Origin of the sequence: Comamonas sp. CMM03 (genome assembly GCF_019218715.1) — a bacterium.
GTDB lineage: Bacteria > Pseudomonadota > Gammaproteobacteria > Burkholderiales > Burkholderiaceae_C > Comamonas > Comamonas terrigena.
Genome location: NZ_JAHUXB010000006.1, coordinates 61,608 through 75,645 on the forward strand (window position 1 = coordinate 61,608; position 14,038 = coordinate 75,645).

General features: G+C 69.2%; 13 protein-coding genes. 7 read left to right on the forward strand and 6 right to left on the reverse strand.

Going from position 1 to position 14,038, the window contains the following annotated elements; all coding sequences use genetic code 11:
• Positions 1-5 precede the first annotated feature (5 nt).
• From KW830_RS19120 to KW830_RS19150, 7 genes are all read left to right on the forward strand, one after another.
• Complete coding sequence (locus KW830_RS19120; RefSeq protein WP_218334090.1) at positions 6-1,316, forward strand: hypothetical protein; 1,311 nt, start codon at positions 6-8, stop codon at positions 1,314-1,316.
• Positions 1,313-2,623, forward strand: coding sequence for a CpaF family protein (locus tag KW830_RS19125; protein ID WP_066541415.1), 1,311 nt, complete (start codon positions 1,313-1,315; stop codon positions 2,621-2,623). The genes KW830_RS19120 and KW830_RS19125 overlap by 4 nt, the downstream gene beginning before the upstream one ends.
• Positions 2,611-3,528 carry a type II secretion system F family protein gene (locus KW830_RS21580; RefSeq protein ID WP_218334091.1) on the forward strand — a complete coding sequence of 306 codons (918 nt, stop codon included), beginning with the start codon at positions 2,611-2,613 and terminating at the stop codon, positions 3,526-3,528. Before KW830_RS19125 ends, KW830_RS21580 begins: the two co-directional genes overlap by 13 nt.
• 9 nt (positions 3,529-3,537) lie before the next feature.
• A complete protein-coding gene (locus KW830_RS19135; protein WP_218334092.1) occupies positions 3,538-4,491 on the forward strand; it encodes a type II secretion system F family protein in 954 nt (317 codons plus the stop codon).
• 68 nt (positions 4,492-4,559) lie between these two features.
• Entirely contained in the window at positions 4,560-5,354 is a 795-nt protein-coding gene (locus KW830_RS19140; protein WP_218334093.1) for a tetratricopeptide repeat protein, read from the forward strand.
• Positions 5,351-5,695 (forward strand): DUF3613 domain-containing protein, encoded by a 345-nt coding sequence (locus tag KW830_RS19145; RefSeq protein ID WP_218334094.1) that lies wholly within the window; start codon positions 5,351-5,353, stop codon positions 5,693-5,695. The genes KW830_RS19140 and KW830_RS19145 overlap by 4 nt, the downstream gene beginning before the upstream one ends.
• Before the next feature lie 16 nt (positions 5,696-5,711).
• Complete coding sequence (locus tag KW830_RS19150) at positions 5,712-7,598, forward strand: TadG family pilus assembly protein (RefSeq protein ID WP_218334095.1); 1,887 nt, start codon at positions 5,712-5,714, stop codon at positions 7,596-7,598.
• Positions 7,599-7,619: 21 nt separating this feature from the next.
• On the opposite strand, the gene KW830_RS19155 is transcribed toward KW830_RS19150, so the two are convergent.
• The 6 genes from KW830_RS19155 to KW830_RS19180 form a co-directional block, all read right to left on the reverse strand.
• Positions 7,620-8,111: a CinA family protein gene (locus tag KW830_RS19155; RefSeq protein ID WP_218334096.1), complete on the reverse strand. Its 492-nt coding sequence runs from the start codon at positions 8,109-8,111 to the stop codon at positions 7,620-7,622.
• Between the two features lie 22 nt (positions 8,112-8,133).
• A complete protein-coding gene (locus KW830_RS19160; protein ID WP_218334097.1) occupies positions 8,134-9,702 on the reverse strand; it encodes a DUF4139 domain-containing protein in 1,569 nt (522 codons plus the stop codon).
• Between the two features lie 14 nt (positions 9,703-9,716).
• Positions 9,717-10,193 (reverse strand): phosphatidylglycerophosphatase A, encoded by a 477-nt coding sequence (locus KW830_RS19165; RefSeq protein ID WP_225608890.1) that lies wholly within the window; start codon positions 10,191-10,193, stop codon positions 9,717-9,719.
• 207 nt (positions 10,194-10,400) lie between these two features.
• On the reverse strand, positions 10,401-11,378 hold the full coding sequence (thiL, locus tag KW830_RS19170) for a thiamine-phosphate kinase (protein ID WP_218334098.1): 978 nt from the start codon (positions 11,376-11,378) through the stop codon (positions 10,401-10,403).
• A 207-nt stretch (positions 11,379-11,585) separates the two neighbouring features.
• Complete coding sequence (locus KW830_RS19175) at positions 11,586-12,707, reverse strand: YbdK family carboxylate-amine ligase (protein ID WP_066541402.1); 1,122 nt, start codon at positions 12,705-12,707, stop codon at positions 11,586-11,588.
• Positions 12,697-14,019, reverse strand: coding sequence for a cation:proton antiporter (locus KW830_RS19180; RefSeq protein ID WP_083520624.1), 1,323 nt, complete (start codon positions 14,017-14,019; stop codon positions 12,697-12,699). Before KW830_RS19180 ends, KW830_RS19175 begins: the two co-directional genes overlap by 11 nt.
• Positions 14,020-14,038: the final 19 nt, after the last annotated feature.

Below are 14,038 nucleotides of genomic sequence, written 5' to 3' on the forward strand. Positions count from 1 at the left end.
GGGCCATGAACTTTGCAGATGTCACGACCCCTTCTCTGCTGGAGCCACCGCCCGTCCAGGATGCGCCGGTGTGTGTGCTGCAGGTGGGGGATTCGGCGGAGGATGCGGCCTGGCTGCAGGCGCGCATCGGCAATGCCATGCAGGTGCTGCACTGCGCGCCCCATCCCGAGGCGATGAAGGCCGCACTGACCCCCCAGGTGGTGATGGTGGTGGTGCAGTTCGATGCCCGCCAGGACCTGGAGGGGCCGGTCAAGCTGGCCCAGTGGCTGCGGGAACACCAGCCCAAGCTGTCCGTGCTGGGCATGGGCTATGCCAACACCCCCAAGGTGCCTTTGGCGGCACTGCGGGGCGGGGCGCAGGACTTCCTGGACATGGCGGGGTCCGTGGAGGAGCAGCTCAAGCCCTTCTGGTCCTTGAGCATGCGCGGCAGCGCGCATGTGCTGGGCAGTAAGGCGGCCGCAGGGCAGCAGCTGGGAAAAACCATTGCGCTGCTGGGGGGCCGGCCCGGGATGGGGGTGAGCACCCTGGCGGCACACCTGTCGGCGGCCCTGGCGCAGACCATGAGGGCGGCTGGTCCGGCGACAGCAAAAAGCAGTGCGTTGGTGGGCTTGCTGGACCTGGGCTTTCCGCTGCGCGACGGGCTGATGCACCTGGGCTTGCAAAGCAGCTTTCACATGGTCGATGCGATTCAAAGCATGCACCGGCTGGACCCGGCCCTGTTGGCGGCCGCCTTGCCGCGCCACCGTTGTGGCCCGATGGTGCTGCCGTGGCCGGCACAGCCCCAGATCATGCGGGATGTGGAGCCGCGCTCCATGTCGGCAATGGTGCAGCGTCTGCGCGCGTTTTTTGCCTGGCAGGTGATTGACCTGGGGGGCTTGCCCGCCCACGAGATGGTGCAGGCCGTGGCCCGCGAGGCCGACCATGTCTGGGCGGTGTGCGACCAGTCGGTGGGGGGGATTGTGTCCCTGACGGAAATGCTCAGCACCCTGCCGTCCAAGCCGGAGGGGGCGCCGATGTGCGATGGCGTGGTGATCAACCGCGCGCTGCGCGGTGCCGGCATGGCGCCCGAGGAAATTGCCCGGCGGGTGGCACACCCCTTGCGCCATGTGCTGCCGCAGCGCGACCTGGCCATGCTGCAGGCCAGCAGCCAGGGGCAGTTGCTGTCCGAAGCCGATGCGGCCGACCCCTATTGCGTGCAGGTGCGGCAGATGGCTGCATCGTTGCAGGCCGACGGCGTGGCCGCCGCGCCCCGGCCGCAGGGGCTGCTGCAGCGCTGTCAGACATGGCTGCAGCGGGTAGGAGGGCGCACACCATGATGCAGATGATTTACAGCGATGCGGCCGGCGGGTTTGCGGCGTCGCGCGAATACCTGGCCATTCGCCTGCAGGCCCATGAACACCTGCTGGCGCGGATAGAGGAAGTCGGATCGGAGTTCTCGCACTGGGACGAGGCGCGGGTGCAGAAATTCGTGGCGCGGGAGATCGACCGCTTTGTGCAACTGCGGCGCGTTCCCATCAATACCAGCGAAGCCCAGCAGATTGCGCGCGACCTGCTCAAGGAAATCAATGGCCTGGGTCCGCTGGACGATCTGATGCAGGACCAGGATGTCGAAGACATCCTGATCAACGGCTACCAGAACGTGTTCATATCGCGCCGGGGGGTGCTGCACAAACAGGCCCTGGCCTTCAGTGACGACCAGCATCTGCTGCGCATTGTGCAGCGCGTGCTGGCCCCCCTGGGGCGGCGTCTGGACGAATCGTCGCCCATGGTGGATGCCCGCCTGCCGGGCGGCGGGCGCCTGAATGCCGTCATTCCGCCGCTGGCGCTGGATGGCCCGCTGGTCTCCATCCGCAAGTTCCGGCAGGAGGCCTGGGGCATGGACGATCTGGTGCGCATGGGCAGCCTGGATGCGGCCATGTCCAGCCTGCTGCACCACGCCGTGCGCGAGCGCTGCAACATCCTGATCAGCGGTGGCACCAGCTCCGGCAAGACTTCGTTGCTCAACGCCATGGCGGTGTTCATCCCGGAGAGCGAGCGGGTGGTGACCATCGAGGATGCGGCCGAGCTGTCGCTGCACCATCCGCATGTGGTACGCATGGAGAGCCGGCCTGCCGGACTGGACGGGCAGGGGACCGTGTCCACGCGCGATCTGCTGCGCAACAGCCTGCGCATGCGGCCCGACCGCATCATCGTCGGTGAAGTGCGCGGCGCCGAGGTGCTGGAGATGCTGCAGGCCATGAACACCGGCCATGACGGCTCCATGGCCACCATCCATGCCAGCTCGCCGCGCGAATGCCTGTACCGGCTGGAGATGCTGGCGGGGTTTGCCGGCTTTGCCGGCAGCGAGCTGAGCCTGCGCAGGCAGATGGTGTCGGCCCTGGATTTCATCGTGCAGATCGGCCGCCTGCCCAACGGCAAGCGCCGGCTGCTGTCCATCACGGAGGTGGTGGGCATGGTGGACGACACGGTGGCGCTGCAGGAGCTGTACCGCCACGAGTCCCAGGGCGGGCAGGTCGACAGCTGGCACAGCCTGGGAGTGCCGCCGCAGACACCGAAGCTGGCCGCCTGGAAGGCCGGCAACGCCGCACGGGGCATGGCCGATGGCGGGGGGTGGCCGCTGTGAGCGGCTGGGCCATTCTGAGTGTGGCCTGCCTGCTGGCCGGGCTGGGCGTGGCATTGTGGGGCTATGAAGCGCACCAGCGCCTGCAGCAGCAGATGGCCCGGCACCTGCAGACCGTGCTGGAGCAGCGCGAAGGGACGGCGGTGCTGCTGGGCCCGGTGGGCGGTGAGGAGGTGGCGACAGGGCTGTCCTGGGGGCCTCCCTGGCTGCGGCATGCGGTCAGCTGGCGCTGGCTGTGGGGCGGCTTGTCGGTGCCTGTGGTGTTGGCGCTGCCGCTGGCGGTGCTGGGCTGGGAGCGCGCGGCGTTGCTGCTCTGGTGCCTGCTGATGGGCGTGGCCCTGCTGCTGGCCTGGCGGCGCTGGCAGCGGCTGCGCCAGCAGGTGCAGCAGCAGTTGCCGGCGTTCATCGACGGCATGGTGCGCATGGTGGTGCTGGGGCATGCCACCCCGTCGGCCTTTTTGCTGGCCTCGGCAGCGGCCAAGCCGCCTTTGCTGGCCACCTTGAACCAGGCTGCGGCCTTTGCCAAGGCCGGCATGCCGGTGGACCAGGCCCTGGCCACCGCCAGCCGCCATTGGGGGCTGGAAGCCTTCTCGCTGCTGGCGGCCATCCTGCAGGTCGGCGGCCGGTTCGGCGGGCGGGTCGACAGCCTGCTGGAGCGGGTGGCGCATTTCTTGCGCGACCAGCAGCAGGCTCGGCAGGAGCTGTTTGCCCTTTCGGCCGAGGTGCGCTTGTCTGCCTGGGTGCTGAGCCTGCTGCCTCTGCTGGTGGGGGGCGCCATCATCATCACCAATGCGGATTACTTCATGCAGCTGTGGAACGACGGGGGAGGCCGCCAGCTGCTGTATGCGGCAGCCGGTCTGCAGGTGGTCGGGGTGTGCATGCTGTACCGCCTGGCCCAGCTGGAATGAGGAGGGCGCATGGACCGCTATCTGCCTGGGGAAGGAAGTGTGCTGGCAGCGCTGATATTGTTGCCGCTGCTGGTGCTCGGGTGGTGGCTGTGGCGGCTGGCCCGGCAGCGGGCGCAGCGGCACCGCCATGTGGACGCGGTGCTGCAGCGGCGCCAGCCGGTGGGGCCCACACCCCGCAGCCGCACAGCCTTGCGCCCGCGCCAGTGGCTGCAGCGCCAAAGCCAGCGCCTGCGGGCATGGCTGGCCTCGCCCGCCGGGCAGCAGGTGGTGGCGCAGGAAGATCGGACCTTGCTGGCGCAATGCGGCTTTGGCAACAGCCTGGGTGTGGTCTACCTGGTGCTGGCACGCCTGGCCCTGATGGCTTTTCTGCCACTGCTGCTGGCCTTGTGGGCGCCAGCCTTCATGGCCCGGCTGTCCTTGCTGTACCTGTTTGCCGCGCTGGCCCTGGGCTATCTGCTGCCCAAGTGGGTGCTGCGCCGTTATGCCCAGCGGCGGCGGCGCAGCGTGGAGGCGGAGTTGCCGGTGCTGGTCGATCTGCTGTCCCTGCTGCAGGGCAGCGGACAGGGCATCGACCAGAGCCTGCAGCTGATTGCGCAGGATTTTGGCCAGGTGCTGCCGGTGCTGTCGCGTGAGCTGCAGCTGGCCAACCGGCTGTATGCCGGCGGGCGTTCCCGCGACCAGGCTTTTTCCCGGCTGTCCGAGATGTTCCACAGCGACAGCCTGGCCGATCTGACGGCGTTGCTGGTGCAGATCGACCAGCACGGTGGGGCGGTGCAGGAACCCTTGCGCCAGTTCGGCCAGCGCCTGCGTGAGCAGCGGCGCATGCGCATGAAGGAGGCCATCGGCAAGGTCACGGTCAAGATGACGGCGGTGATGGTCCTGACCCTGTTGCCGGCGTTGATGGTGATCACCGCCGGCCCCGGCTTTCTGGCCGTGATGCGAACTTTGGGGAGTGTCAAATGAAGCAGCTAGGCAGTGCAAAGGGATGGGGGTGGCGCCGGTGTCTGCTGGCCGCCGCGCTGGCAGGCAGCATGGGGCTGTACGGCTGCAGCACCCAGGTGCTGGGCAGCATGGCGGCCGCGGCCATGGCTTCGTCGCAGGCGGCGGACAGCCAGGCTCGGGCGGAGCAGCAGGCGGATGCCGAGCGCGCCGGTGACGCCACGCCGATGCTGGGGCAGGAGACGCAGGCCAGCTACCTGCAGGTGGTGGCGGAGCTGCAGCGCAAATCGCTGTGGTATGCCGCGCTGGCGCATCTGGACGCGCTGGAGCAGCGCTGGGGTGTTTCGGACACCAGCCGTTTGCTGCGTGCCGATGCGCTGCGCCAGACGGGCCAGTTCCAGGACAGTGAACGCCTGTACCGTACCTTGCAGAGCGGCAGCCAGGCCGCGCGTGCAGCGCATGGCCTGGGCCTGCTGGCCGCCGCGCAAGGGCAGTACCGGGAGGCCGTGGCGCAGCTGCAGGCGGCACGCCGGCTGTCGCCGACCGATGCCTTGCTGCTGAACGATCTGGGCTACGCCTTGCTGCACACGCCGCAGGCCCGCGACGCACGCCTTCCGCTGATGCAGGCGGTACAGCTGCAGCCTGCACAGCGCCGCATCCTCAGCAATGTGGCCGTGTACCTGTTGCTGTTTGGCAAAGACCAGGAAGCGGCCCAGTGGATGCAGCAGCACCAGATGGGGGCCCCGCTGCGCCAGCAGGTGTTTCAGCAGGCCCAGCAGCTGGAAGTGCTGCAGCGCACGCCCGAACCGGCTTTGCCGCCGCCGCTTCCCGCGGCCGCATCCATCCCCGGCACCACGGCTGTGGCACAGCAAGGAGCACCCTCATGATCTGCAAACCGATGTGGTGGACCCTGGTTCTGGTGGAGGCGGGCAGCGTGTCCGCGCAGACCCCGCCACCAGCGCTTTCAACGCCGCCGCAAGCTGCGCAAGCGGCTCCAGTGGTGGCGTGCGCCGCACCGCCCTGCCTGCCCCTGCCAGGGACCGCCCCCACGGCCATGCCCGTGGGGCAGGCGACACGCGCCCTGTTGCAGCAGCAGGCCGCCACGGAGCCCTCCCGTCCCCCGCAGCCCATGGCCGGCGTGGTGGCGCAGAAAGTCTACGCGCGCTATGTGGACAGCTTTGCCCACCCGATCCCCGAGCGCGCGGCATCGCCCATGGCGAAGAAGTAGCGCACCGAAGGCCTCCGTGACCCCATCCCTGCACCGCTCCCAGAAAGGCGCTGTGGCGCTGGTGGCGGCGCTGTGGATGGGCGTTGCGCTGTCGTGCCTGATGGCGCTCGATATCGGCAACCTGTTCTGGCAGCAGCGCGAGCTGCAGAAGATGGCCGATCTGGCTGCGGTGGCGGGTGCCGCGGATCCCGTGAACACCTGTGCTTCCCTGGCGGCAGCCAGCGCCGCCAGCAACGGACGGGCAGCGACCGACCAGCTGCAGGTGCAGTCCGGGCACTGGCAGCCCAATGCATCCGGACAGCGCACCAGCTATTTCGTGGCCGGTGCCGCCACGGTGGTGAACGCCTGCCGGGTCACGGTGCAGCGCACGGTGCCGTATTTCTTTGTGTGGCCGGCGGCCGACGGGGGGCGCCGCAGCCTGCAGGCCACGGCCACCGCCGTCCAGCGGCCGCAGCTGGCCCGGCTGTCCGTGCGCTCCAAGCTGGCCGCCATCCAGAACAACAACGATGCGCTGTTGCTCAATGCGCTGGTGGGCGGTCTGCTGGGCGGCAAGGTGGATATCTCGGTGCTGGGCTGGAATGGCCTGCTGGGCACCCAGATCGACCTGCTGGCGTTTCTGGACGCCCTGGCATTGAAGGTCGGCATTGATGCCGGGGACTACGACCGCTTGCTGAGCACCCAGGTCAGCGTGAACAAGGTGCTGGAGGCCATGCTGGACGTGATGCAGCGTGGCGCGACCACGGCGGATGCGAATGTGCAGGCCCTGCAGAGCCTGGCGGGCGTGGCGGCCACCGTGCCGGGTGTGCGGCTGCAGCTGAACCAGTTGCTGAAGCTGCAAAGCGGGCTGACCGCCTCGGCGCTGTCGACCTCGCTGAATGTGCTGGAGCTGGCGCAGGCCGTGATCCAGGTGGGCAATGGCAACAATGCGGCGGCCGCGGCGGTGGACATCCCGCTGGGGATTGCGAATACGAGCTTGCGCCTGAAGGTGCTGCAACCCCCGCAGCTGACCGCGATCGGCGACCCCGCGCTGGCCAAGGCCGATCCCCTGGGGGCCGACCGGCTGTTCGTGCGCACGGCCCAGGTGCGGGCCCTGATCTCGGTGGACCTGCCGCTGGTGGGTGCCACCATCACAGCGCTGAATGCCTTGTTGAAGCTGATTTCGCCGGCCGTGGCCCTGGTCAATTTTCTGACCGGAGGCGGCAGCGGCTATGCCGACCTGGAGCTGCTGCCGGCCCCCAGCCGGGTGGATGTGGTCGTAGAGGCGGGCGGCGGTCAGGTCTATCTGACGGACTATGTCTGTACCCCGACCGGCAAGGCGCTGGTGCAGACGGTGCGGACCTCGGCCGCCGACATCCGGGTGGGACGGCTGGGCCTGACGGCCAACGAGGCGGCACAGAAAGCCTTTGCCTCCAATGCCCCGGTGGTCATGCAGTCGCTGCCGGTGCTGGATATTGGCTGCTGGGGCTGCGACGGCGTGGGCAAGCGCACGGCGCAGTACTTTGGCGGCCTGGGCCTGAAGCTGGACACCCCGGTCGCCAGCAAACAGGTGGCGGGGTTTCAGCTGCTGCAACCCCCGCGCCTGGACCAGGCCGCGGTGTGGGGTGGCATCCAGACGGACAACGTGGTCCAGAGCCTGAACAGCACCTTGGGCAGCCTGAGCGGGCTGACGACACTGCCCGCCGATCCGCGTGCCTCGCAGGCCGGCATCCAGGGCATTCTGAAGCTGGTGGACGATATTCTGGCGGGGCTGCTGTCCTTGATCGGCGGCCTGGTGGCCGGGGTGCTGGCGCCGGTGCTGGACCCGCTGGTCAACACCTTGCTGCGCCTGCTGGGCGTTGACTTGGCCCTCACTGAAGTGGGCGGTCAGCTCAACTGCGGCGGCGCGGCCGAGCTGGTCTATTGAGCGGCATCGCTACCCGCCTGGCTAGGGTGCGGATGCGACCAGGGCCAGCAACTGCTGCAGCGCGTGGTCGCGTGTCTGCTGGCGCACCGCGGCCCGGTCCCCCGCGAAGCGCAGGCAGGCCGTGTGCAGCTCGCCTTGCACCGACCAGCCAAACCACACCGTGCCCACCGGCTTGTCGGCGCTGCCGCCGTCCGGACCGGCCACACCGGTGACGGCCACGCTGGCCTGTACCGGTGCGTGCCGGGCAGCGCCCGCCGCCATGGCGCGGGCCACCGGCTCGCTGACGGCGCCGTGCTGTGCAATCAGGTCCGCAGGCACCCCCAGCAGCTCGGTCTTGGCGGCATTGGAATAGGTGACAAAGCCACGCTCCAGCCAGCGGCTGGAACCGGGCAGGTCGGTGCAGGCGGCGGCAATCAGGCCGCCGGTGCAGCTTTCCGCGGTGGCCATCATCCAGCCGCGTGCCACCAGGGCCTGGGCCAGGGCGTAGAGGGTGTCGTGCAAAGGGGCGGGCATGTCGGCTGTCTTTCGGGCGGGGTCAGCGGCGCTCGCGCAAGCGCATGTCCTGCGGCCAGGAGATGCGGTGCTCGGTGCTGATCTGCTGGGTGGTTCCGGGCGGCAGGGCCAGTTCCCAGAGCACGCTGCCGGGCTGTCCGTTCCAGCGGGTGCTGGCCGGCTGTGGGCTGTAGCGCGATTCCACGCGGATGTCCTGCTGTTCTGCCACCGGGGCGGCATCCAGCAGCTGCAAGGTGACCGGCGTGCGGTGCAGGTTGCGCACCTCCCAGCGGCGGCTTTCCACCCGCTGCTGGCGGCTGCCGGTGAAGCCCGTGCTGCCCTGTGTCTGCTCGGTGGGCAGGGCGCGCAGCTGCACGCGTTCGTCACGGCCAAAGCCCAGGCCGGTCTGGGCCACCTGGGCGGCATCCAGGCGGCTGGCGCCCACATAGGCACCGTCGCGGTACAGGCGGATGGGGCCGCTGGGCCATACGCCTGTTTCAGGCAGGGCAAAGCTGGCGATCAGGTAGGCATGTGCATCCAGTGCCGGCGTGCTGCGCACCAGTACCTGGGCGTCCAGCTGCTGCTCGCCCAAGGTCAGGCTCAGCTGCTCGCCGTTGGAGGGGACGTTGACGCGCTGCGGCAGCACGAACTGGGTGGCGTGGCTGCCTTCGAAGACGCTGGCGTCAAAACTGGCCGGTTCCGGCGCGGGGGCCAGACTGGCCATTTCTGCCGAAGATGCCATGCGGGCCATGGGCGCGGCGACCGGAGCGGGCATGGGCGGGGCCGGCGGCGCAGGCTGGGCTTCGCTGATGCGCCAAGGGCGCGGCAGCGGACCGCTGGCGGCGGCATTGGGCTGCCCGGTGGACAGGGTCAGCGGCACATCGCGCCAGTCCTCGCCGCTGTTCTGGCTGACCTGGGCGGTGCGCTCCAGCCGCACACGCTGGCGTTCCACATCCAGGCTGGCGCGGTAGCCGGGTTGCCAGCCGGTGCCCCGCACCTGGTAACTCAGCTGCAGCGTTCCGCCCTGGGGGGCCGACAACGTGACCAGCAACGTGCTGGCCAGGCCCTGGGCGCCGCCGGTGCGCTGTGCATCGGCCTGCAGCGGCTTGAGCTGCTCTTCCAGCGCCTGCTGCTCGCGTGCCAGCTGGTGCTGGCGCTGGGCCACGCTCTGGCCGGTGCGGCGCAGTGCATCGGCCGTGGCGGCAATCTGGGCGGTGCCTGTGGGCTGGGTATAGCGGTTCAGCCAGCCGCCGGCCTGCTCCAGCCCCTGGGCCTCGGCCTGCAGCGCGGCGATCTGGTCTTCCAGCGCGCGGATGCGGGCCTGCTGCGGCTGGGCACAGCCGGGGATCAGCGCCCGTGGCTGCTGGCGCACCGACAGCTCGCCCACAGTCATGCCGGCGGGTGCACTGACCTGCAGGGTCTGTGCATCCAGCCCGGCGGGCAGGCAGGCCAGCACGGCCTGGCGTGCACCTGGGGGCACCTGCAGCGTGCGCTGCACGGTGGCGCTGCCGGGGTAGACCGTGACCAGTGTGATGCGGGAGTCCTGGGCCTGCACCGCAGTGGCCAGGGATGTCAGGCAGGCAAGCGAAAGTGCGGGCAGGGCAGGGTGCATGGGGGCTCCGTGGGTCAGCGGGTCAGGTGGCGCCAGACGGCCATGACCAGCAGGGTGCAGAAGGCGGCGACCAGGTCATCGAACATGATGCCCCAGCCTCCTTTCCAGCCAAAGCCCTTGAACAGCCGGTCGGCCCATTTCACGGGCTGGGGCTTGGCAGCATCAAAGAAGCGGAACAAGACAAAGGCCGCCAGCTGGCCCCAGAAGCCCATGGGCATGGTCAGCCACAGGATGATCCACATGGCCAGCACCTCGTCCCAGACGATGTGGCCGGGGTCGGCCACGCGCAGGTGGCGGGCGGTGACGGTGCAGGCCCACCAGCCCACGCACAGCGAGGCCAGCAGCAGCCAGCCGATCTGTGCCGGCGTCAGCCACAGCTGCAGCACCAGAAACGACAGCCAGCCCCACAGCGTGCCCACCGTGCCGGGTGCGATGCGGCCCAGGCCGCTGCCAAAGCCCAGGGCAATCAGGTGGGCCGGGTGGGCCATCATGAAAGACACCGTCGGGCGCGGTGGCTTGGCCGGTGTGGCGGTGAAGGTGCGGGAGGCAGCGGAGCCCGCAGGCGTGTCGTGTTCGACGATGCGCTTGGGCTCGGCGTCGGAAATCGGTTGGTCCATGGACATGATTGTAGAAATGCCTGCGGTGCTGCCCGGCAGGGGGGGCACGTGTTTCAGTCCGGCGCAGCGCAGCCGAGGGGGTCAGTCCGCGAAATGGTCGAACGAGGCAAAGTGCGCTGCCACCGGCTCGCCCGCAGCGTCCACCAGACGCAGACCGGCGTGGGCCTCGATGCAGCCGATGCGGGTGACGGGTGTGGCGCTGGCGGCACCGGCCTGCAGCACCGCGTCGCGGGCCTGCGGCGGGGCGGTGAAGCACAGCTCGTAATCGTCGCCACCGGCCAGGGTGCACTGGCGCAGATAGTCGCGGTCAAAAATGGCTTCGGAGCCCAGCATGTCGGCATAGGCGGCGATCAGCGGCGTCGTCAGGCTGGTGTCGATGCAGGCGCCGACGCCGCTGGCATCCAGAATGTGCTGCAGATCGCCCAGCAGGCCGTCGCTCACATCCAGCGCGCTGGTGGCCACACCGCGCAACGCCTGGCCCAGGGCCACGCGGGGCGTGGGCGCTTCCAGCCGGGTGCGGGCGGTGGTCAGCAGGGCGGGGGGCAGCGGGTGGCGTCCCAGCAATGCATCCAGCGCCAGGCGGGCATCGCCCAGGTTGCCGCTGACCCAGATATCGTCGCCCGCGCGGGCGCCGCTGCGCAGCAGGGCCTGGCCGGCGGGCACTTCGCCCAGGACGGTGATGCAGATGTTCAGCGGTCCGGCCGTGGTGTCGCCACCGATCAGCTCGCAGTCGTGCTGGGCCGCCAGCGCGAACATGCCTTCGGAAAATGCGGCACACCAGGCTTCGTCGGCCAGTGGCAGCGACAGCGCCAGCGTGAAGGCCAGCGGTGTGGCACCGCTGGCCGCCAGATCGCTCAGGTTGACGGCCAGGGCCTTGTGGCCCAGCAGGTGCGGGTCCACGTCGGGAAAGAAGTGGCGACCCTGCACCAGCATGTCGCAGGACACGGCCAGCTGCATGCCGGGTCCGGGGGCCAGCAGCGCGCAGTCGTCCCCCACACCCAGGGCGGCGCGGCGCACGGGGCGCTGGAAGAAGCGGCGGATCAGATCAAATTCACCCACGGTGTGCAGCCCTCGTCATCAAGGTTGCGATTGTCGCGCCTGTGCTGCCGCTTGTGTGGCGTCGGGCGCCACAAAAACCACCGCCGCCTGCGCGCCCACAGCACCGCTTTGCGCAGCCTTTGCCCGGGAGTGCAGGCCAGGGACGCCCACCGCGAAACTGGGCTCCCACAGGTGAGGGAGCCGCAGTCCGCAGGCGACGCAGCGGGGTCATGCGGCACCGCGAAAGCGCAACCCGGCCTGGCGCACCACTTCGGCCAGCAGCTGTTCGTCCTGCTGGCGCTCGCGCAGCCAGCGGGCATCGTTGTGCTGGCGCTGGACCTCGCTGCGCAGCATTTGCAGCGCAGGTGCGGCGCCCAGGCGCTCGGCCTGCGGCGCAATCTGGTCCATGGTGCGCAGAATGTGCTCGGCCAGCGGCAGGTGGCTGCCGTCGGCCGGGTCCACATAGACGGCGTCCAGCCCGAAGCGGCACGCCTGGAAGCGGTTGTAGGTGTAGACGAGGTAGTCGTCTTCCTGCGGCGTGAAGGGCTGGGTGTCGATGAACCAGGCCGCCAGTGCCTGCACGTAGCCGGCCAGCGCGGCGGCGCGCTCGATGGTCAAGGGCGTGTCGAACACGCGGATTTCGATGGTGCCGAACTCGGGCTTGGGACGGATGTCCCAGTAGAAATCCTTCATGCTTTTGACCACACCGGTGGCGGTCATCTTGTCGAAATACTGCTCGAATTCCTTCCAGGTCAGCACGCAGGGTGCACGGCCCGACAGCGGAAAGGCAAAGACCGAGTTCAGCCGTGCCGAGTCGAACGCCGTGTCCTGGGCCTGCACGAACGGGCTGCTGGCCGACAGTGCAATGCAGTGCGGGATGTAGCGGCTCATGCGGTGCAGCATCAGCAGCGCCTCGTCCGGCCCGGGGCAGCCGATGTGCACATGCTGGCCGAAGATGGTGAACTGCTTGGACAGGTAGCCATACAGGGCCGACAGCTCCTGAAAGCGCGGCTTGTCGTAGATGCGCTGCTGGTGCCAGAGCTGGAACGGGTGGGTGCCGCCGCCAATCACGGCGATGTTCAGCTTGTCGGCATTCCTGACCAGGGCATCGCGGATGGGCGTGAGCTGGTGCAGCACCTCGGCGGCGCTGTGGCAGATGTCGGTGGAGATCTCGATCATGCTGCTGGTCATCTCCGGCACCACCGAGCCGGGAAGCGGCGTCTTGTGCATCAGCCGGATCATGTCCTCGGCATAGGGTGCCAGGTCATAGTCGTGGGTGTTGACCAGTTGCAGCTCCAGCTCCACGCCCAGGGTCAGCGGGGCGGAGGTGTGAAAAGTCTCAAGCGGCATCGCGGTCTCCTGCAGCAGTGGGGGCCGGGGTGGGTTCGGGTGCGGCGGCGGGCGCCGGGGCAGGGGCGTTGGGCGCCGCCACCTGGTTGCGCCGTGCGCCACGCCAGCCCGTGCCTTCGCCGGCGCGGTACAGCGCCATGGTGGCCAGCACGGCGCCGGCCAGCTCCATCAGCACGATGGCGGGCAGGGCAATGCTGGCAATCAGTTGCCCGGCTTCGGGGGCGGCCTGGGCAAACTGCGATGCCAGCAGCAGCGCCACGGCCGACATCGGCGCCATGGCGCAGGCCACCCACGCCGACTGGCGCCAGCTGCTGCCCGAGCCGATATTGCCGACCGCCACGCCCACCGACTTGGCCAGCAGGCGCACCACAATCAGTGCCAGAGTGGCCAGTCCCAGCGCCCAGCCACCGGAGGCACTGGTGGCGACGCTGGAGACCAGCACGAACATCAGCATGGTCAACAGGCTGGAGGCCGTGCCCAGCTGGCGCGGCCAGGCCCAGGGGCGCGGGTGCATGTGCTTGAGCACCATGCCCGCCAGCAGCGCGGCCAGTGGGGCCGATCCGCCCAGGTGGGCCGCTACGGCGCTGGCGGCGGCAATCAGCGCCAGGATGAGGATGGAGGTGTTTTCGCTGGTGGGGCTCATGAAGCGCAGCGCCAGGCGCATCAGCAGGGCCAGGAGCGCGGCCATCAGCACCGAGATGCCCAGCACCACCAGCACCGGCGAGATATCGTCCAGCAGCGAGGTGGTGGGACGGGCAAAGATCTCCGCCTTGGCGCTGCCGATGGTCAGTGCATACAGGGTGGACAGCGTGGCCAGTACCATGGCGCGGTCTGTGACCGGGCCGCTGGCATGGGTGTCGTCGCTGACGCGGCGCAGCAACACCGGCGATGAGGCCATGGCAATCATGGCCAGCGGGCTGGCGATGTGGGGCGGTAGGTCCAGCCAGCGCAGCGTGAAGAACACGGCGGCATAGGTCAGCGCGGATTCGAGCACGCTTTGCACCAGCACCATGGGGTTGTGGCGGAACCAGCGCAGCGCAATGCGCCCGCCGCATTCGAACAGCACCACGGCCACTCCCAGCTCCACCAGGAACAGCACCGGGCCGTGCAGCGGCCATTCCGACCCGGAAAACCCCAGCAAGCCAGCAAGCGCGCCGACCATGGCATAGCCCACCACTTTGGGAATACCGGTCTGGCGCTGGCACAGCGAACCGACCACGGCGGCCACCGCCAGCAGCACGGCCCAGTGCACGGCAGGAAGGCCGGCGGAGGGGCGCAGCCATTGGGACCAAAAGCTCAACATGTCAGGCATGGCATGTCCTTTCAGCAGC